The following is a 20308-nucleotide window of genomic DNA, read 5'->3' as shown; positions in this document are numbered from 1 at the left end:
AGGAAAATAAATTTTATTATAAAAGAGTAAAAAAATGATAAGAGAAGCAGATGAAAAAGATTTAAAAGGTATTTTAAAAATTTATAATGATGCTATATTGAACACAACAGCGGTTTATAAGTATAAGATTCAGACTCTTGAGGAGAGAAAACAATGGTATGAAAAAAAGAAGCAAGATGGATATCCAGTGTTAGTATTTGAAGAAAATAATAGAGTTGTTGGATTTGCTACATTTGGCCCTTTTAGAGAATCGCCAGCATATAAATATACAGTAGAGCATTCTGTATATGTTCATAAGGATTATAGAAATCAGGGGATTGCAACAAAACTAATGGAAAATATAATAAAAATTGCCAATGAGCGAGAATATGCAACAATTGTTGCTGGAATTGATGCATCAAATGAAAGTAGTATAAAAATGCATGAGAGAATAGGATTCAAGCATTCAGGTACAGTAACAAAGGCAGGCTTTAAATTTGGTAAATGGCCGGACCTTGCTTTTTATCAATTGAATTTAACAGGCCCTAAAATACCTTCAGAGGAATAAATGAAGTAGTAGATTATGATTTAACCTTTTTTTATTGATTAATTACAGATTACTTCTCACACCCACTTCCACTATGCCCTAGAACTTATTTAACATAGTCAACCTGTGACTAATGAGAAGATCCACTGGCGTTTGATGCCCAAAGCTACCTCAGAGATGAGGTGGTACCACTTAATTCTGATGCTTAATGATGTGTCCAGACAGATTCAGAGAGATAATCAGGATCCCCTCCAGGTTACACTCTTCTATTATAAATTCAGAGGGTATGAAGTGAAACCTGGGCAGCCTAATTCAACTCCATCAAGAAGGAAAAAAAGAAGTTAAAGAACTTCCAGCTAAACTTTTTTCTTAAAAAATTCAAACACTGGAGAGCCACAGAAGATCACAGGGGACGGTCAGAACATAATCGTCACAACATCCTCCATCGAAGATTAATTCCCTTTTTCTGACTCCTATTTTTTTAATGCTTCTTTAATACCTTAATTAATGTATATAGGTTTTCTATCCACGCTAAATAAGAAATACAAAGATTCCAATCATAGTACTATAATTGAAGTTTAGTTGGTAGGTTCATAGTCCATACCAGATTGTATAGATCGGCTATGTTCTCTACAAATTCTGTGTATTGATTCCATACTCCTATTGCAGTTTGTGATATTAAGATTCCGTCCTTAAATCTGCAGAAGATCAACATCATCTCCTTTTTATCCCTTATTATGACTTTTATGAAGGGGATCTGAAAGGTTTTAACCTCACAATCCAATTTTTTAAGATTTTCAGATATTTCCACTTCTTCTCCATCTGTGATACAGCAGGGTGCTGTGATTATTCTGGTTTGAACGCCTTTTTTTAAGGCTTTACTGAGGTGTTCCGTCAGGTTTTCAACTTCATCATGAAACATGAATCCCGTTGCAATGTGCAGTGTATCCTTAGCACAGCCGATTATTTCCAGTTCTTTGGTTATAATTTTATCTGTACCATAAATCAGCCATATATGTGGTGGTGATTTTGGTATCTGGTTGTCATAAATGGTTTTAATTTCTGATTCAGCTTCTTCAAGTTCCTCTTTAATTCTTGCCCTTGATTTTCCAAAAACATCTTGCGGTGGTACTATCGCATATTTTAAAGGCTTACCCCTTTGTATTTCAATGAATCCCTTTTTTGCAAGGCTTCTGAGAACCTCATACACCTTCGATAGGGGCACCCCTGAAGTCTCACTGACTTCCAAAGCTGTGGCTGAAATAAAGGAAGCCAATGATAAGTACGCTTTAGATTCATAATCCGTAAGTCCCATTGTTTTAAGTGCATTTACAGTGCCTGGTTTTATTGGAATAAAAAATCCCTCCCTATTTTTTCATTTTATACTATTTTAGTTAAAAAACATTTAAATATTGCGGATATGAATCTTAACAAAAACACGTAAACCAATTAAATCTACGTAATACAATTATTTGAAGTTTAATTCATTTGAAATTAGTCTAGCGAACGCTATGAAAAAATTAGAGGTGATATAAATGAAAAATGGTAAAATTCGGACAAGAACGTATATTTTAATATCACTGATGTTACTTCTGCCCTTGTTGGCTGCTCTGTATTCACCCTTTCTAATGGTGGAAGGAGTAAAAAGTGGAATAATTACATTGAGTTTTCTTGTTTTTGCAGTATGGTTAATTCTATCATTATTCATGGGCAGATCAGTATCATGTGGTTACACATGTCCCTATGGAGCATTACAAGAAATTTTAGGTGGATATACAAATAAAAAGCCCAGATCTCAAAGGGCAAATAAAATAAGATATCCCTTTGCCGTGCTATTCATAATAATAGTTTCATATTCGATTTTAAAGATTGGAGGCTTGAAAGGATTTGATTTACTTGCCCCTAATGGCAATCCTAAATTAGTTATTTTAATACCCTTATTCATCCTAACAACAGGTATTTTATCCATAATCTTTGGAAGCAGAGCATTCTGTAAATATATCTGTCCACAAGGAGTTTTCCTAACAATAGGGACTGAATTAGGTAGAAAAATTAAGATACCATCTCTGCTTTTAGAAACAAATCACAACTGCTCAAATTGTGAATTATGTAATAAATCATGTCCTATGGGATTGGACGTGAATTATATGGTTAAAAATGACACAATGGATGATTTAAATTGTATACTATGTGGTGAATGCATAAAAAATTGTCCTAAAAACGTTATTAACTATTCCTTCAATATTAAGGATTGAATTAGGAAATTCTAGGAACTGGGTGCATTTGAACGAGATATAAACTTGGATTAAAAGCTTAAAAAAATAGTTAGGTATCTTTGGAGTTGAGTTTTTATGTTTGATGAGAGTTTTTGGCGATATTGGAGAATACCCTCTTTAACATTTTTTAGGACTGCAGCTGTCTTCTGCACATTTCATATCAGAACAGTGCGTGATTGCAGGATCTAAAAAACGTTGCAAGTCATTCCAGAATTTATCTTGATGTATGCCCCTACCTTCCAGTATGACTTTATAAACTATGTCAATATTTAAGGCGCTCATGGTCATAACGTTGAGGTAAATGGACATCTCTACAGGGTCCACGTCTTTTCTGATGGTTCCATCTTTCATGCCCTGAAGTATGGCTTCAACCATGAGTCTCCATATTCCAGTTGTCATATCTAAAATCTCTTTTGCATCTTCGTTATCACTCATCTGGAACCTTTCAGTACCTGCATAACGGTAAATACGGAAGTAATCCGGATAATCCTTGGCAAATTCAAAAAGACTTTGAATCATGGATTTTATTTTAGTGTAACCATCCACATCAAGATTGGAACATTTTACATACATCCCATGTAATATCTGAACTCCGCGAAGATCAACAGCAAAGAATAGTGCCTCTTTATTCTTGAAATAATAGTAGAGTAACCCTTTGTTAACCTCTGCTTCATCTGCTATTTCATCCATTGTAACGTTATCATAACCTCTTGCAAAGAAAAACTTTTCTGCAGCATTTATGATTTCATTACGCCTCTGTTCCCTCTCTCTCTGTTTTCTGGAAGTAGCCATACGATTCCCTATGATAATTTTTATCTGTAATCCACATTTCTCTTTATTTTAACTACTTAAAATTAGTTTAGGAATATAATAAAGGTTCTGTCTTAAGAATTTAAGCAGGGTTCAAATAACCTATCAAATGCTTTCCCAGTACTAATTCTAGTTGCTGCATATAGATTTTAAAGTATTAAAGATTGATAAGCTATAAAAAAAACGTAAAAACGTTGAATTTAACTGAATTTTTATTTTATAATTTTTAAATTTGTATCATTCCTCTGATTTTTTAATCCTATGAAAAAATTTATATAGTTTTAACTACAAGTTAAATTTTAACTCATAGTTAAAAAATTTATATAGTTTTAACTACAAGTTAAATTTTAACTCATAGTTAAAAAATTAACTATAGGTTAAGAAATGGAGATGAAAAAAATGGTAGATAAAAAAGCAGCTGCTGAAGGATGGCCAAAAATAGTCGGGGATTACGTTGTAGGAGATAAAGAAAGCCCAGTAGCAGTAATCACCCTTGGATCTCATATGGGAGATAGTCTCATTGAAGCTGGAGCCGGCATAACTGGTTCTCTACACACTGAAAACCTGGGTATTGAAAAAGTCGTTTCTAATGTTATTTCCAATCCTAACATAAGATTTCTGGTAGTTTGCGGTGCAGAGGTCCAGGGACACATCACAGGACAGACCATAAAATCCCTATATGAAAATGGTTTTGATGAAAAGAAGAGAATAGTGGGTTCCATTGGTGCAATACCCTACCTTGATAACCTCACTGAAGAGGCCATTGAAAGGTTCAGAAAACAGGTTCAACTAATAGACCTAGTGGACGTAGAAGACTATGAAACCATTCATTCCAAAATTAAGGAGTGTATAATCAATGATGTAGGAGCATACGAGGAAGAAACAGATATCATCCCAATACCAAAACAGAAAGATCCAAACCTAGCAACGGAAAATGCCTAAAAATATTTATTTTTTTTAAATTTTTATAGTCAGTAAGTCCCATTATTAATTAACTCACTGTGACTGACTTTTTTTAGAAAATAAGAGATCCCCTCTGTTTTTTTATTTTATACAATTTTAGTGAAAAAACCTTTAAATATTGTGAACATCGAATGGATATCAAGCATGGATATTTAGAAGAAAGCCCAATGCAGGTAACCACGTCCTCAAGGGCTTTTTTTAACAATAGGAACCCTATTAACAGAAAAAAATAAAATATATTCATGTTTGTTAGCATGGATTGATTAATAAAATTGTAGGTGATGAAAGATGAAAGTAGTTGAAGTATCACATGTTGAATCCTCTCCAAATCCACATGGAGTGGATGCACGTAAACTGTACGATACAGAAAATGCAGTGGCAGTGCACATGACCATAAAGCCAGGTGAATCTCTAAAAAAGCATGTAACTCCTGTAGATGTGTTCTTCTATGTTCTTGAGGGTGAGGGTGTAGTTGAAATTGGAGATGAAAAGGAAACAGTCAAAAAAGATTCTCTCATTGACAGTCCTGCTAAGATACCCCATACATGGTACAACGAAGGGGACGCAGACCTTCGAATATTGATAGTGAAGGTTCCAAGACCCCAAAAATCTACAAGGGTCATATAAAAAAAAGATGGAGGTTTACTTGATGAAAGAAACCCCTGAAGATAAAGCATTTGAACAGGAATTGAAAGGTAAAATGGGCTGGAAATGTTCCTGTTCACTGGATATAGTAGATAAAGAATCCGCACTGAAACAAGTAACATGCAAAAGCTGTGGGAAAGTATTTAAAACCAATAGAAACACAGAATACTGCTTCAAATGTGAAAGAAAAGGTCATTGAAGCATACTACCAAAAAATTAGTCTGTAAATGGTTTTTATACAAGGGCTTGGGTAAAATGTATATGTTTCATATGACATATTTTTATCTACAAATGTGTTATAGATTTCTAATATTTTAAATCTGAAAAAAACTCAAAAAAACTTAATTTAAAGAAGGAAAGAATCACAAATTTTTTTTATTTAACCATATTAATGCCCTTAAATTTTTTAAAAAAGATTTAAAAAAAAGATTTTGTTGGGAATATGGATTGAAGGAGGTAAAACATGAAGAGATATGTTTGTTTGGTTTGTGATTATATTTACGACCCTGAAGAAGGCGATCCTGTTGGTGGTATTGAACCCGGGACATCCTTTGAGGATCTGCCAGATGAATGGCTCTGTCCTATCTGTGGGGTTGGAAAAGACCAATTTGAAGAAGTTTAATAAGGAGGTTGTAGGAATGGTTGAAAAATTGGACATGTTCTGTTATCAGTGTTCTCAAACTGCTGGGGAGACTGGTTGTACTGTTAGGGGTGTTTGTGGTAAGGAGCCTACGGTTGCAAGGCTTCAGGATAATCTACTTTTTGCAATCAAGGGTATTTCTGCCTATTTGTACCATGCTAGGGAACTGGGATACACAGATCCTGAGGTTGATGCGTTTCTTGAGAGGGGGTTCTACTCAACACTCACCAACGTGAACTTCGATGCTGCGGAGTTTGTTAATCTGGCGCTTGAAGCAGGTGCGATGAACATAAAAACCATGAATCTTCTGAAGAAGGCACATATAGAAACCTACGGCGAACCGGTACCTACTGAGGTTAAGGTTGGCTCTGTTAAGGGACCAGGGATCATAGCAACTGGACACAGTATGAAGGCTCTGGCTGAGCTTCTTAAGCAGACTGAGGGTACTGGTGTGAATGTTTACACCCATTCTGAGCTTCTCCCAGCCCATGGGTACCCGGGTTTACATAAGTATGAACACTTGGTGGGTCAGATCGGAGGGCCCTGGTTCGACCAGAAAAAAACCTTCAGTAAATACTCCGCTGCAATACTTGGAACATCTAACTGTGTTCTTTTACCTTTGGATGATTACAAGGACAGGATTTTCACCTCTGGTGTTGCTCAATTGCCTGGTGTTCAGCACATCGAGGACTATGACTTCACACCGGTGATTGAGAAGGCAAAATCTTTACCTGAACTTGAGGATGAACCTAGGGATACTGTTCTAACAACAGGTTTCGGATTGTCCACTGTTCTATCGCTGGCTGGTAAGATCAAGGAGCTTGTTGAGGCTGGTAAGATCAGACACTTCTTCGTTGTGGGGGGATGTGACTCTCCTAAGCCTCAAGCTAAGTACTACACAGAATTCGTTGAAAAACTGCCTCAAGACACTGTTGTACTCACCCTGGCCTGTGGAAAGTACAGGTTCAACGATATGGATCTTGGTGATATTGAGGGTGTGCCTCGTTTGATCGATCTGGGTCAGTGTAACGATGCTGGTGTCGGTATCGAGATCGTTGCAGCATTATCCGACCTCTTCGGCATGGAAATAAATGATCTGCCCCTGACATTCGTTCTGAGCTGGATGGAGCAGAAGGCAGCAGCCATACTCTGGAGCCTCCTCTACCTGGGCATCAAGGACATGTACATCGGACCAATAATACCAGGGTGGGTTAACGAAGACATACTCAACGTACTCGTTGAAAACTACAACCTCACACCAATAGGAAACCCAGAAGAAGACATCAAAAAAATGTTGGGTTAATACATCATGTGTTATGCCCAATGGAAATGGAATTATATACAAAACATAGGGTAATTACGCTTTGACACGTTAATTACCCTTACATTTTTATGTAAGAGTAAATTAAGGTTAATCTTCCTTTTTTTAAGTTCTTCTAAACTTTTACATCTTCTAAATCTTTGAATTAAAATTGACGTAACGACTTTTTTAAACACATATTTTTAATCCTATTATTCCCTCAACTACGGTAGTAACCACAGCTGCAACGTAACAAAATCGAGTTGGAGGCTTGAAAATATTTTATCTTAACCACAATCTTTATACAATGGTAATGACCATGAGTTATATAACTGACTATAGGGTCATAGTTAAGATTAAAAGTCAGGAACATGATCTTCAGTCATTATCGATATAGGTGAAATCGTATGTCACTTGCAAAATGGAAGGAAAGAGAAAGAGAACAGCGTCAAAATGATATCATCGATGCTGCTAGGAAATTATTCGCAGCTAAAGACTTTGATGAAGTTTCAATGAATGAAATAGCAGAGGAGGTTGGTCTTGGCAAAAGTACACTTTACCTTTATTTTAAAAATAAAGAATCATTGTACTTCGCCGTGGTCTTACGTGGTACTCGAATTTGGGCTGAAATGGTTAAAAAAGAGGTTAAAAAAGGAAATACTGGTCTAGAAAAGTTAATATTGTATGGAAATGCAAATAGGAGATTTTCTAATGAATATCCAGATTATTTCAGGCTGCTCTACTCACCCACATCCATAAAAAAACAATTTGATATGGATAAAATGACGAGCAGTGGAGAGTTCCAGGAAGTAAGGGAGTTATTCAAAGAAATAATGTTCATAGGAATAGATTCCATAGAAAAAGGTAGAGATGAGGGTGAAATCCGGTCAGATGTGGATCCTACAGAAGCAGCCATCCTCCTATCAGTGATATACAATGGTAAGGTGAACATGGGGGACTGGGCTAAAGAGCTACTGGAAAGCCGGGGAATTGATGAACAGAAATTTGGCAAGGATGTAGGAGATTTTTTCCTCCATATGTTAAGGAAATAGGGATATCACAGGCATATTTGTGTAATTAAAGGATTGAATAAATTGGATTTTCGGGTAAAGAGGTGTTAACATGGATAGTGATGGGTTAGGACAGAAATTAAATGATCTTCTAAAATTGGAAAATGAACCAGTAGCAATAAAATGGTCTGTGAAAGAGCCAAAAAACGTTGAAAAGGAAGAAGGAAAATCAAGATTCTGTAATAAGCTTGTAAAGGCCATGCATGGTGAAAGTTTCTATGCAACTCTGGAAGAGGAGGAATGTATGGGTGGTGCAAGGTATTCTGGACTTAAGGATATGAGGGAATTCCCTGCAAATGTACAAAGCGGTGCTTTCATGGTTCCAAAGGGTTTATACAAAAACATTCCTGCAGTGCAGCGTTCAAGGCAAAATGAAACCTACATAAACCCTGGAATTTTCAATGCAATCCTTTTCTCTCCTTTAAAAAAGGCAGAATTTGAACCAGATGTGATATTCATACTCTGTAATGCCCAACAGGGAATGGAAATACTTCATGCAAATGCATATGATTCAGGAAAACATGGGCTGGGCGCTGATGCAGTTCCTGTATGCAGTTCAATGGCTGCAACTCCCTATATGACTGGAAAAGTCACTTATGGATTTGGGGATGTGGCATCAAGGCAGAGTATGGATATCAGTCCAGAAGAGATTATGGTAAGTATTCCTGCAAATGATTTGCCCCGTATAATTTCTAATTTGAGGGAGATGCGAACTAAAATGTTCTTTAAGGAAGAATAATTTTTCAAAACCTTCAACCTCTTTTTTTGAGGTCATGTGATTAAAAAAGCGTTTAAACCCCTCATTTCATCATTAAAATCTATTAATATGATATATGTAAAAAAATAGTGCAAAATGATACTATGGATTATGAAAACCATTATAACTCTGCTGAAGATAAAACAATCATGATAATGGTGGGATTAATGGTTGGACTCCTTGTAGCTGCCTTTGATTATTCAATCATGGCAACAGCCATGCCCAAAGTTATTAACAGTCTGCATGGGATGGAATATTATGTATGGCCCTTTACAGTTTATATGCTAACTTCAACCATTTCTATAATCCTTTTTGGTAAATTATCAGATATTTACGGTAGAAAACATGTTTTAATCCTGGGGATTATCATATTCGTTGTAACCTCAGTCATGTGCGGTTTTGCAACCAACATGTTTGAACTGATTCTATTTAGAGGACTTCAGGGAATTGGGGGTGGAATTTTATTATCCCTCCCATTTATTGTGGTTGGAGAAATCTTCTCCCCAAGGGAAAGAGCCAGATACATGGGGATACTTGCATCGGTATTTGGACTTGCAGATGTTCTGGGACCAATTCTTGGGGGTGTAATTACCGATACACTAGGTTGGAGATGGGTTTTCTTTGTAAATGTTCCAGTTGGGATTGCTGCTGTAACTCTGATTCTTTACTCTCTTCCAAACTTTAAATTGCCAGATGTTAAAAAAATCATTGATTACCCTGGAATCCTTACCTTTACATTAACCCTAAGTGCACTGTTTCTGGGATTAACACTTGCAGGAGATCTAGATAGATACCCCTTAACGGAGATAGGTGGATTTCTCGTATTTTCAGGATTCATGTTCACCCTCTTTATCTTGGCTGAGAAAAAAGCTGTGGAACCTATTTTCCCATTGCACCTCTTCAAAAATTCAATATTCACAGTATCTGCTGTAGAAAGCTTTTTAGCAAGTGCATTAATGTTTTGTGGGATAATTTACGTTCCATTATTTGCTCAGGGTGTTTTAGGTATGAGTGCTACAAATTCAGGTATTCTAATGATTCCCATGCTTTTCAGCCTTACAATGACCTCAGTAATCACAGGACAAATCATATCCAGGGTTGGAAAATATAAAAAGCTTGTTGTTGCTGAATTTATCATAACTGGAGTAGGGGTTGTGCTCCTTGCTACCATGAATATGAATACACCTTATTATCTCTTGGTAGCATATTCAACTGTTCTGGGTATTGGTTCAGGAATGGCCTATACCATATTCAATGTTGCAGTGCAGAATGCATTTGCGCTGCGAGAAATAGGTATTGTAACAGCTTCTGTGCGATTTTTCAGAAATGTGGGTACCATTGTATTCGTTCCAGTATTCGGGTACATAATGAATTTCACTTTAGGAAGTTCAGCTGGGGTTACTGCAAGTTATACTCAAGCTTTAGCACTTTCTATCCAGAATATTTTCATTATGGCAATAGTACTGGCATTTGCAGGATTGATCGTTGCATTTTTCCTCAAAGAACTACCTTTGGGTGATACGCCTAATAACTCATGATACAATTAAAATTTTAACTGGAGATGGATGAAATGATCAGAGTGGCTGTAACAGGTGTAAGTGGAAGAATAGGTTCTAAAATAATTAAAGCCATAGTTAAAGAGGAAGATATTGAAGTTGTGGCAGCTATAGGATCGCCAAATACTACACTTGAAGGAAAAGATGTAGGTGAGGTAATATGTGCAGGAAAGATGGGTGTTCCAGTAAATGGTGCCCAAAAACTTGCTGAGGTTTTAAAGAGAAATAAAGTAGACGTTCTCGTTGATTTTACTGTAGCAGATGCTGCTGTGAATACCATCAAAATTTCAGCAGAATGTGGTGTTGATGTGGTGGTAGGCACCACTGGATTTTCAGATGAACAATTAAGTGAAATTAAAGAGTCCATAGAAAAAAATAAGATAAAAGCAGTTATCTCTCCCAGCATGGCTGTGGGAGTTAATGTTTTCTTTAAAGTCGTTAGAGACGTTGCAAAAATACTGAATGATTATGATATGGAAATAATAGAAGCTCATCACAAAAATAAAGTGGATGCACCTTCAGGAACAGCCCTTAAAACCTATGAAATTATAGCCGAGGAACTGGGAAGAAATAAAGATGAATCTGGTGTCTATGGTAGACAGGGAATGGTAGGTGCACGAACTTCTGAAGAAATAGGATTACATGCAGTTCGGGGCGGAGATATTGTTGGAGATCATACTGTACTCTTTGCAGATGATGGTGAAAGGTTAGAAATTATCCACAGAGCACACAGCAGACAGTCATTCGTAACGGGTGTGATTAAAGCAGTACGTTATGTTTTAGAAGCTCCTGAAGGAAAAATTAGTGATATGGCAGATGTTCTTGGTATAAAATAAAAGTAGGAAGCTTATTTTTTTATCTAAATACATTATAGCATCTGAAATTCAAGAAAATGAATGGAATGGTTGTAGATCTAAAAATTATTTTATGTTCATACAAGTTCGTAGATATTGTTTGGATTCTTCTCTCCGTTTGGGATCTTCATTCTTCATATCAACTTCATCCAAAGCAAAGTTAAAGAGTTCAAAGATTATTCTATTTAATCTACGACCTTTTTCAGTTAGGCAGTACTCGGTTTGAGCCGGAGCAGAGTTTATTACCTTTTTTTCAATTATACCTTCACTTTCTAATTCCTTCAATCTCTCAGAGAGAACTTTACTGCTTAGGGCAGGGTGCTGTTTTAGAAAGTCTTTAAAATGTTTATAATCACAGAATAATCCTTTAATTATCTGAATATTCCATTTTTTCCTGAGATAACTGAATGTCTCATCGATGGTTCGATACACTTCATTGAAATAATAATCCTCTTGGGCCATACCAATTCCTCCAATACCACAGGGTAATTACTTAAAGGTTAGAAAAATTACTTTAATTCATGTCTTGAATAATGATTTGTTTATGGTCGGTTATAAATAGATCTTAGAGGAAATTTGAATAGAAAACATGAAGAGAAAAAAAATGAGGATCATATAATGAATACAATGAAAATTAGAGGGAGATACAGATATGGACTTTTTTACACATTTTCTCGTTCCATATATCATTTTATTTGCTCTTAAGAGCAAAAATAAACTTGAAGGGGCATTTGGTGGTATTTCACTTGACCTTGATACCATATTCATAGCATGGATTGGATTTTTAGTTCCATATCTCTTTGTCTTTTCACACAGGGGAATCACACATTCTTTTATCTTTGCTGCAATTACATCTACACTGTTTTTGTATGTGATATCTAGACGGAGTATCAACGGATTCATAGAAAAAATAATAAGACGGGATATATCCGTTGAATTCACTTTAAAAACCGTTGGAATAGCATATTTTGGTGCTCTTACCCATTTGTTCCTGGATTTCTTAACTTCAAAGGGCGTACCCCTTTTATACCCATTCACACTTCAAAGATTCAGCGCTGAAATATACTACTACATCGACGTTACAACAGCAGTTATAGCCCTTGCTGTTCTGTTGATTCTTTATTTAAGACTTGATATGAAATACAAGAAAGCTGCAATGGTAATTTTTATGATAATTCTGGTGTCATTTGGTGGCATTAGAGCCTATGAGAAGAATGCTGCCCTTGCTGAAAACCCTGTAAGTGGAAACCTCGTTTATTCTGCAGCTTATCCTACACAGGACATGTTTACATGGACTGTGGTTCAAAGTGACAGTTCAAACAGTACATATTATTCCTTCAACTACAATACACTGAATAAAGAAAGATCAGATGTGAAAAGGGTTCAGAGTCTAACTGTGCATGGAGGCACGGTTCAATCTGCTCAAGAAGCCATTGATAAATCAGAGGAACTGCCGGCAATTCAGAATTTCAGATGGGATGCCTATGATCCATGTATCAATGCCAGTTACAATGGAAAGGAGTGGAAGTTAACCTACTTCGATGTTACGGACGATGGATATCGCAGCAACAACATAATGGTGACTGTATAATTGATTTTTTACCCTTTTTTTATTTTTAGAGAGTATTTTTCAGCTAGTAGTATTCACATTATTAACTTCGCCACTTACCAATTGGTAATTACCCAATGGTTAGAAAAATTACTTTTATTTAGTTTAATACTTCTTTTTATAGTGATTCGTTTATTTCTGGTTTTTTGATGGCCATTTATAAATAAATCCTAATATATTTGAAAAGGCTTCACAAACAGTGAGCACATTATCATCGAATTAAAGATTAATAGAATCTTTTTTTATTTAAGGAGGAAATTTCCTTGTTGTACAGAGATTTTGGAAAAACCAATGAAAAAGTTTCAGTTTTAGGTTTTGGCTGCATGAGGCTTCCAGTAATTGGAAATGATCCAACTAATATTGACGAAAAAAAGGCCATCAGCATGATTCGTTATGCCATCAACAATGGTGTGAACTTTATGGATACTGCATACCCCTATCATGGCCTCAGTTTGGATCAGGGAGGTTCAAGTGAGCCATTCTTAGCAAAAGCATTGAAAGACGGGTACAGGGAAAAGGTGAAGATAGCTACAAAACTCCCAAGTTGGGCAATAGAAACCAGAGAAGATATGGACAGATACTTGAATGAACAGTTGGAGCGTCTCGAGACAGATTGCATTGATTTTTACATGGTTCACGGTATAAACAAAACCTACTGGGAAAATTTGAAAGAATTAGGTTTTGAGGAGTTTTTGGATGGGGCCATTGCTGATGGGAAAATAAAATATGCAGGCTTTTCGTTCCATCACAGGCTTGACTTCTTTAAAGAGGTAGTTGACCATTACAATTGGTCTTTCTGTTTGATTCAGTATAATTATCTGGATGAAGATTACCAGGCAGGAAAAGAAGGCCTGGAATATGCATACCAGAAAGGTTTGGGTGTGGCTGTTATGGAACCCTTAAGAGGTGGGCAGTTAGCTACCAACATCCCACAAGAAGTCCAAGAAACATTTAACGAGTCAGATGTGAAGAGATCCCCTGCAGAGTGGGCTTTAAGATGGATCTGGAACCACCCTGAAGTATCAGTGGTCTTAAGTGGAATGAACACCATGGACCAGCTTAAAGAAAATCTGAAAATTGCAGAAGAAGCACAGCCCAATTCACTAACCGATACAGAATTAGAGAGTATAGATCAAGCTAAATCAGTTTTTGAAGAGAAATTGAAAGTTAACTGTACCGGCTGCGGTTACTGCTTACCCTGTCCTTCTGGTGTAAACATCCCTGAAAATTTCGCAAAATATAACGATTATTTCCTGTTTGGTGGTCCAGAAACGAAGGAAGAATACCAATTTCATTATATGGCACTTATAATGGAAAATGAAAGAGCATCATCATGTATTGAATGCGGTGCATGTGAAAAACACTGCCCCCAGAACATTCCAATAATTCAGGAATTGAAGAAGGTTAAAGAGTTATATGAATGAATATTTTTTATTGGTTAATTAATCATCTGGTGATTGATTTACATCTATTGAAAGGCAAGATTGGTTATTCAATCCTTAATTGAAAAGATATCAACCTTTTTTTTAACGAAATGTGAGATACTGGATGATGAAAAATTGAATTACCTTTTTATATTTTTTTTAAACAAAAAAAATGAGCTTAAAACTGATAGTAATTAGGATATTTTCCAAATTACCAATTGGTAATTACCCAATGGTTAGAAAAATTACTTTAAGTTAGTTTAATACTTTCTTGTATAGTGATTGGTTATTTTTATCGTAAAACAATCCTTAGAATGTTTTGAAAAACTTTCTAAAATGATTATTCAACATAATTTAGAAAAAATGGAGAATTTAATATGAATTTTAACATGTACGTACCTACAAGAATCTTATTCGGACCAGGAGAATTAAATAATTTACATGAACAAAAAATGCCTGGAAAGAAAGCTATGGTGGTTATATCCAATGGAAAATCCACAAAAACAAACGGCTATCTAAAAAGAACTGAAGAGCAGCTGAAACTAGCAGGTGTAGAAACTGTATTATTTGATAAAGTGGAAGCAAATCCCTTGAAATCAACTGTTATGACAGGAAGTGACATTGCCAGAGTTAATGATTGTGATTTCATAGTAGCTTTAGGTGGTGGAAGCTGTATAGATGCATCAAAGGCAATCGCAGTAATGGCAACCAATAATGGGGACTACTGGGATTACATTCCTTCAGGAAGTGGAAAAGGAAAACCAGTTAATAATAAACCACTTCCTGTAGTGGCTATTACAACAACGGCAGGTACCGGATCTGAAGTGGATCCCTGGGCTGTTGTTACACATGAAGAAAATCATGAGAAAATTGGAAGGGGTGGCGATGATACGTTTCCTGTGATTGCTGTTGTAGATCCTGAACTTATGACAACTGTTCCACCAAAATTAACAGCATATCAGGGCTTCGATGCATTATTCCATAGTGTTGAAGGCTACGTTTCTAAAGGAGTCAATCTCATGAGCGACATGTACGCCATCACAGCAATTGAAAATGTATCACGTAACCTGGAAAAGGCAGTTAAAGATGGAAACGATTTAGAGGCACGTGAAAAGGTTGCTTTTGGAAGCACACTTTCTGGTGTGGTTGAGAGTGTGGGTCTTTGTACAAGCCAGCATGCATTAGAACATGCAATGTCAGCATTCCATCAGGAACTTCCACATGGTGCAGGTCTCATCATGATCAGTAAAGCCTACTTCACACACTTGATTAATAAACAGGCCTGTGATGATAGATTTGTAAAAATGGCCCAGGCCATGGGCATGGGAGATGCAAAAGAACCTATGGACTTCATCACTATGATGGAAAACTTAATGGAAGATTGTGGAGTTTCAAACCTCAAAATGTCAGATTATGGAATCAAACCCGAAGAAATGGAAACATTAGCAAAGAATGCAAAGGAAACCATGGGATTCCTATTCGATACAGATAGGGTTGAACTTAGTATTGAAGATTGTGTGGCAATTTACGAGGCTTCCTACAATTAAAGATTTAAGATAAAAGAGCTTGAAGCAAGAAAATACCGGATTTAAAATATTCTTGGAATCCTGAGGTAAACAAATGCGATCAAAAGATATCTTTGAACGTGATAAATCAGGTGAACAAATTTCACTCAACGACCCTGAATATTACAAGATCAAGGATGTAATAATCGAAGCACAGAGAATCACTGCAGAATTGAATAATTCCTACCATGATGAGGAAGAAGTCAGAAAATTGTTTTCCCAGCTGACTGGGGTGGACGTTGATGAAACATCCTGGCTCTTACCTCCTTTCTACACAGATTTTGGCAAAAATATTCGGGTGGGGAAAAATGTGTTTATCAACCACGCCTGCACTTTCATGGATAGAGGAAGCATAACTCTAGAAGATGATGTTTTAGTCGGTCCGAAAGTCAACCTAATTACAATCAACCACCCACTGGATCCATCCGAAAGGCAATCCACCATATCAAATCCCATCATAATCAAGAAAAACGCTTGGATAGGTGTGGGGGCTATGGTAATGCCTGGTGTTACAATTGGGGAAAATTCTGTAGTGTCCGCTGCTGCTGTTGTCACCAAAGACGTTCCACCAAATACTGTGGTGGCAGGCATTCCAGCAAAAGTTATCAAAACAATCGAATGAAAAATGCGTAAATGGGGCAGGTGCTCTTCACGGCACGAAGGGATAAGAATGGTTTAACATTTTAGAAGAAGTAAGATGAAAAATTTTAAAGGAGATATAATATGGATAAATCAAAGGATTTAAGTGAAAGTGTAATCTTCCCAAAGGGAGAAAAACTTCCGGAACAGTTTAGTAAGTATTTTACAGGTACAGCATATCTTAGCATGCTAGTACCAGGCGATGATGAATTTAACTGCCCAATAGGCAATGTAACCTTTGAACCGGGTTGTAGGAATAACTGGCACAAGCATCCAGGCGGACAGATTCTGTTGGTAACAGGCGGACGTGGTTACTATCAAGAGGAAGGAAAGCCGGCACAAGAACTTAAGCCAGGTGATGTGGTAAAGATCCATCCACATGTAAAGCACTGGCATGGAGCCACAGCCGACAGCTGGTTTGTGCATCTCTCCGTTGAGACAAATGTTACTGCAGGACTAGCAGAATGGCTGGAACCTGTAACAGATGAAGAATATAAGAATTTAAAAGTTACCAGAGAGTCCCAATAGCTGAGAAGAGAATATTGGTGCAGATAATATTGAATTTACAGATGAAGAATTATCTGTTTTAAATGACATATTATTAAATATTGAATTGCAGGAAGTAGAGTGGATAGAGTTAAAAAAGACTATTGAAGACAACGGAGGTAGGAAAATGAAAGTATTGTTGGTAAATGGAAGTCCTCATAAGAAAGGCTGTACCTTCACGGCCCTTACTGAAGTGGCGGAGACTTTGAATAAAGAAGAAATTGATACAGAAATTTTTTGGGTAGGGACCAAACCGCTTGTTGGGTGCACTGCCTGTATGAAATGTATTGAAATAGGGTGCTGTTCTTTTAATGACTGTGTCAACGATTTTCTGGACATAGTCCCAGATGCCGATGGATTTATCTTCGGTTCTCCAGTGCATTATGCCGCCGCGAGTGGTGCGATAACATCCTTCATGGATCGTGTCTTCTATGCTGACCTGTTGGGAGGTAGACAGTCTTTTTACTTAAAACCAGCTGCAGCCGTTATTTCTGCCAGGAGAGCGGGAACAACAGCCACATTCGATCAGATCAATAAGTATTTCACCATTTCGGAGATGCCTATTATTTCTTCCCGCTATTGGAACATGGTTCATGGAGCAAAGCCTGAAGATGTGAAAAAAGACCTGGAAGGACTGCAGACTATGCGTGTACTTGCAAGGAACATGGCATGGTTTTTGAAGTGCAAGGAGGCTGGCACGAAAGCTGGTGTACCGTTCCCAGCAAGGGAAGAAGGTATCTTCACCAATTTTATTCGTGAATAAGCAGAATAGCAGTCATACATCCCCAAGGACGCCTAATTTTCCTAAAGAAGAATAATTGTTATTTAAAATGTTTGGAATAAGTAAAAAGAAAGTGAGGGACAAATGATGAATTTAAAAGAAGAGAAATGTCTGATAGCTTATTTTTCACGTGCCGGGAATAACTATGTTAATGGAAGGATTGTGAATTTGTCTATCGGTAACACAGAGGTAGTAGCAAAGATGATTCAGGAAATGACAGAAGCCGATGTTTTCCAAATTGATCCTGTAAATTCTTATCCTGAGGATTATATGGAAACCACTGAAATAGCCCAAAAAGAACTGGGTGAAAATGCCAGACCAGAGCTTTCCGCTCATTTAGATGATATGGATTCTTATGATGTAATATTCTTGGGTTATCCCAACTGGTGGGGAACGATGCCAATGGCTGTGTTTACATTCTTGGAAGAATATGATTTTTCTGAGAAAACCATTGTTCCATTTTGTACACATGAAGGAAGCGGGTTAGGTCGCAGCGAAAAGGATATTGCGAAAGTTTGTCCGAAAGCAAGGCTTTTAAAGGGACTGGCTATCCATGGCGCTTGTGCAAGTGATGCAAAAAAGGATGTTACAGATTGGTTGAGTAACATTTTATGAAGATGTAAATAATCGGATTCTGAATTCCGATTAGAATGGAAGAGAGGTTGAATTATGCGTATAAGTGAAAATGCAAAGAAAAACCATGAAGAATTGTTTCCAGATCATGAATCAACACTAAAAATAACAGATCCAGAACTCATTGAAATCTTCGATAATTTTGCCTTTGATGAAGTACTCAGTTATGGGAATCTGGATACAAAGACCCGATTAATGGTTATTTTAGGGTCACTGATTGCAAGTCAGACTTTAAGTGAATATGAGGTAATGCTTGTTGGTTCTCTTAATGTTGGTGTAAGTCCCATTGAAGTTAAGGAGATAATGTATCAAGCTGTACCCTACGTTGGTATTGCAAAGGTGTTTGATTTTATCCATGTCACAAATGAGATACTGGAAAGTAGAGGAGTAAAACTACCATTAGAGGGTCAATCCACAACTTCACCAGAAACAAGGCATGAAAAAGGGTTAGAAGTTCAAAAATCAATTTTTGGTGGGATAATTGATAAAATGTACGAAGAATCACCTGAAAATCCGATTCATATCCAAAAATATTTATCTGCAAATTGTTTTGGTGATTACTACACCAGAAATGGGTTGGATGTAAAAACAAGAGAACTTTTAACCTTTGCCATGATCTTGTCGTTAGGAGGATGTGAAGCACAGTTAAAGGGACATATTCAGGGCAATTTAAATGTTGGAAATGATGAAGAAACATTACTCAGCACAGTTACACAGTTATTGCCCTATATAGGTTATCCAAGAACGTTAAATGCAATCAATTGTTTAAATGAAGTGATACCAGAATAAATAGTAAAAAAATAGTGGATTAATTAAGAATTTGATTAGTTCAGGTTTTAAAAGCTTTTTAGATTAGAGGATCTGGTATTTTGGCGTTGGGTTTGTCTTTTAATCCTCCAATTTTTTCTAGTCTTGTTTTTAGGAATTTTTCTCCGGCTTCTGTAGGTCCAAATATGGGTACAGATGCACCGACCTTGAAGATTTCCCTATCTTTACCCACTTCGTTGATGTATTTGGATGCACAGCTTGTGATTACATCTGCAGTGTTGAACATGGCTTTTGCATCTTCTTCGGACATTTCAGTTACATGAGCTGCAAATATGTAGATATTGACATCTTCTTTTTCCTTTTCGATTCCACGAAGCTTTTTGGCATCCTCTGGTAATACAACTGAAACTGCAATGTTCCTGTAACCCATGTCAATGGCCTTTAAAACACCTTTTATCTGGTTAATTTCAGCTGTTTCAGGGTTGAGAACATTTTCAGGTCCAATAGTTTCTATGATCTTGGTAATTGGTGTTGTGCTTATGAAAGCTGATATTCGACCGGCCATTCCCTGAACAAATTCAGGATCTGTTAAAATCACTGTTCCGCACCCTTCACTGACGATAACAGCACAATCGATCATGTTTTCATCGAGTAGTGTGCTCAAGGTTTCAGATACTCCGAAGGATAAAAAATCCTTCATACGCAACTTTCTTTCAGGTGTGCACATTCCAAAGTCTTTAATTCGAAATTCTATATTTTTTTGCACGGCTTCAGATGTGATCTCTTTGATCCCTCTGTTTTTATCAAAAATAGGACAGTAATTGATTTTAGGTTCTCCCACCTCAACAACCTTTCCATCCCTTACAACGACCCGTGTTCTACCAAGGGCTTCAATTATATGTTCATCCACGATATCACCTGTAAAAGAATTGATATACATAATAAG

23 protein-coding genes are annotated in these 20308 nt (G+C 36.7%); 19 read left to right on the top strand and 4 right to left on the bottom strand.

The genetic code is table 11. The features are described from left to right. The first annotated feature begins 34 nt into the window (after positions 1–34). On the top strand, positions 35–547 hold the full coding sequence (locus tag MCBB_RS05635; RefSeq protein WP_071906837.1) for a GNAT family N-acetyltransferase: 513 nt from the start codon (positions 35–37) through the stop codon (positions 545–547). A gap of 544 nt (positions 548–1091) precedes the next feature. Here the strand turns inward: MCBB_RS05635 and MCBB_RS05630 are convergent. Continuing rightward, positions 1092–1841 carry a TrmB family transcriptional regulator gene (locus MCBB_RS05630; protein WP_071906836.1) on the bottom strand — a complete coding sequence of 250 codons (750 nt, stop codon included), beginning with the start codon at positions 1839–1841 and terminating at the stop codon, positions 1092–1094. A 220-nt stretch (positions 1842–2061) separates the two neighbouring features. Between MCBB_RS05630 and MCBB_RS05625 the strand changes: the two genes are divergently transcribed. Beyond that, positions 2062–2781 carry a 4Fe-4S binding protein gene (locus MCBB_RS05625; protein WP_071906835.1) on the top strand — a complete coding sequence of 240 codons (720 nt, stop codon included), beginning with the start codon at positions 2062–2064 and terminating at the stop codon, positions 2779–2781. A gap of 138 nt (positions 2782–2919) precedes the next feature. Here MCBB_RS05625 and MCBB_RS05620 read toward each other — a convergent pair whose 3' ends face one another. Then, complete coding sequence (locus MCBB_RS05620) at positions 2920–3594, bottom strand: TetR/AcrR family transcriptional regulator (RefSeq protein ID WP_071906834.1); 675 nt, start codon at positions 3592–3594, stop codon at positions 2920–2922. A gap of 417 nt (positions 3595–4011) precedes the next feature. Between MCBB_RS05620 and mtrA the strand changes: the two genes are divergently transcribed. The 9 genes from mtrA to dapB all read left to right on the top strand — a co-directional run bounded on the left by mtrA (position 4012) and on the right by dapB (position 11379). Next, on the top strand, positions 4012–4554 hold the full coding sequence (mtrA, locus tag MCBB_RS05615) for a tetrahydromethanopterin S-methyltransferase subunit A (protein ID WP_084789846.1): 543 nt from the start codon (positions 4012–4014) through the stop codon (positions 4552–4554). 309 nt (positions 4555–4863) lie between these two features. Then, the gene (locus tag MCBB_RS05610) at positions 4864–5202 is read left to right on the top strand and encodes a cupin domain-containing protein (RefSeq protein ID WP_071906833.1); all 339 of its coding nucleotides are present in this window, start codon (positions 4864–4866) and stop codon (positions 5200–5202) included. Between the two features lie 22 nt (positions 5203–5224). Continuing rightward, positions 5225–5419: a hypothetical protein gene (locus MCBB_RS05605; RefSeq protein WP_231916422.1), complete on the top strand. Its 195-nt coding sequence runs from the start codon at positions 5225–5227 to the stop codon at positions 5417–5419. Between the two features lie 264 nt (positions 5420–5683). Continuing rightward, positions 5684–5842: a rubredoxin gene (rd, locus tag MCBB_RS05600; RefSeq protein ID WP_071906831.1), complete on the top strand. Its 159-nt coding sequence runs from the start codon at positions 5684–5686 to the stop codon at positions 5840–5842. 16 nt (positions 5843–5858) lie between these two features. Then, a complete protein-coding gene (hcp, locus tag MCBB_RS05595; protein ID WP_071906830.1) occupies positions 5859–7163 on the top strand; it encodes a hydroxylamine reductase in 1305 nt (434 codons plus the stop codon). 404 nt (positions 7164–7567) lie between these two features. After that, a complete protein-coding gene (locus MCBB_RS05590; protein WP_071906829.1) occupies positions 7568–8212 on the top strand; it encodes a TetR/AcrR family transcriptional regulator in 645 nt (214 codons plus the stop codon). Between the two features lie 70 nt (positions 8213–8282). Further along, positions 8283–8969 (top strand): DUF169 domain-containing protein, encoded by a 687-nt coding sequence (locus MCBB_RS05585; protein WP_071906828.1) that lies wholly within the window; start codon positions 8283–8285, stop codon positions 8967–8969. A gap of 122 nt (positions 8970–9091) precedes the next feature. After that, positions 9092–10525 (top strand): MDR family MFS transporter, encoded by a 1434-nt coding sequence (locus tag MCBB_RS05580; RefSeq protein WP_071906827.1) that lies wholly within the window; start codon positions 9092–9094, stop codon positions 10523–10525. A gap of 32 nt (positions 10526–10557) precedes the next feature. Further along, positions 10558–11379, top strand: coding sequence for a 4-hydroxy-tetrahydrodipicolinate reductase (gene dapB, locus MCBB_RS05575; protein ID WP_071906826.1), 822 nt, complete (start codon positions 10558–10560; stop codon positions 11377–11379). Between the two features lie 84 nt (positions 11380–11463). Here the strand turns inward: dapB and MCBB_RS05570 are convergent, their stop codons facing one another. Continuing rightward, positions 11464–11859: a winged helix-turn-helix transcriptional regulator gene (locus tag MCBB_RS05570; RefSeq protein WP_084789841.1), complete on the bottom strand. Its 396-nt coding sequence runs from the start codon at positions 11857–11859 to the stop codon at positions 11464–11466. A 190-nt stretch (positions 11860–12049) separates the two neighbouring features. On the opposite strand from MCBB_RS05570, the gene MCBB_RS05565 reads away from it, so the two are divergent. The 8 genes from MCBB_RS05565 to MCBB_RS05530 all read left to right on the top strand — a co-directional run bounded on the left by MCBB_RS05565 (position 12050) and on the right by MCBB_RS05530 (position 19383). Next, complete coding sequence (locus tag MCBB_RS05565; RefSeq protein ID WP_071906825.1) at positions 12050–12988, top strand: metal-dependent hydrolase; 939 nt, start codon at positions 12050–12052, stop codon at positions 12986–12988. A gap of 281 nt (positions 12989–13269) precedes the next feature. Further along, the gene (locus MCBB_RS05560) at positions 13270–14430 is read left to right on the top strand and encodes an aldo/keto reductase (RefSeq protein WP_071906824.1); all 1161 of its coding nucleotides are present in this window, start codon (positions 13270–13272) and stop codon (positions 14428–14430) included. A gap of 377 nt (positions 14431–14807) precedes the next feature. Then, on the top strand, positions 14808–15977 hold the full coding sequence (locus MCBB_RS05555) for an iron-containing alcohol dehydrogenase (RefSeq protein WP_071906823.1): 1170 nt from the start codon (positions 14808–14810) through the stop codon (positions 15975–15977). Positions 15978–16050: 73 nt separating this feature from the next. Beyond that, positions 16051–16617, top strand: a complete 567-nt coding sequence (locus MCBB_RS05550) for a sugar O-acetyltransferase (protein ID WP_071906822.1) — start codon at positions 16051–16053, stop codon at positions 16615–16617. Positions 16618–16718: 101 nt separating this feature from the next. Further along, positions 16719–17162: a cupin domain-containing protein gene (locus MCBB_RS05545; protein WP_071906821.1), complete on the top strand. Its 444-nt coding sequence runs from the start codon at positions 16719–16721 to the stop codon at positions 17160–17162. 85 nt (positions 17163–17247) lie between these two features. Continuing rightward, on the top strand, positions 17248–17943 hold the full coding sequence (locus MCBB_RS05540; RefSeq protein ID WP_231916421.1) for a flavodoxin family protein: 696 nt from the start codon (positions 17248–17250) through the stop codon (positions 17941–17943). 105 nt (positions 17944–18048) lie between these two features. Then, positions 18049–18576, top strand: a complete 528-nt coding sequence (locus MCBB_RS05535; RefSeq protein WP_197668945.1) for a flavodoxin — start codon at positions 18049–18051, stop codon at positions 18574–18576. Between the two features lie 54 nt (positions 18577–18630). Next, positions 18631–19383, top strand: a complete 753-nt coding sequence (locus MCBB_RS05530) for a carboxymuconolactone decarboxylase family protein (RefSeq protein WP_071906818.1) — start codon at positions 18631–18633, stop codon at positions 19381–19383. A gap of 58 nt (positions 19384–19441) precedes the next feature. Here MCBB_RS05530 and MCBB_RS05525 read toward each other — a convergent pair whose 3' ends face one another. Continuing rightward, positions 19442–20272 (bottom strand): methanogenesis marker 8 protein, encoded by an 831-nt coding sequence (locus tag MCBB_RS05525; protein ID WP_071906817.1) that lies wholly within the window; start codon positions 20270–20272, stop codon positions 19442–19444. Positions 20273–20308 lie beyond the last annotated feature (36 nt).

The sequence above is a fragment of the Methanobacterium congolense genome, from assembly GCF_900095295.1.
Lineage (GTDB): Archaea > Methanobacteriota > Methanobacteria > Methanobacteriales > Methanobacteriaceae > Methanobacterium_C > Methanobacterium_C congolense.
Note: the sequence above shows the minus strand (reverse complement) of the source record. Positions and strands in the feature narration are given on the sequence as shown.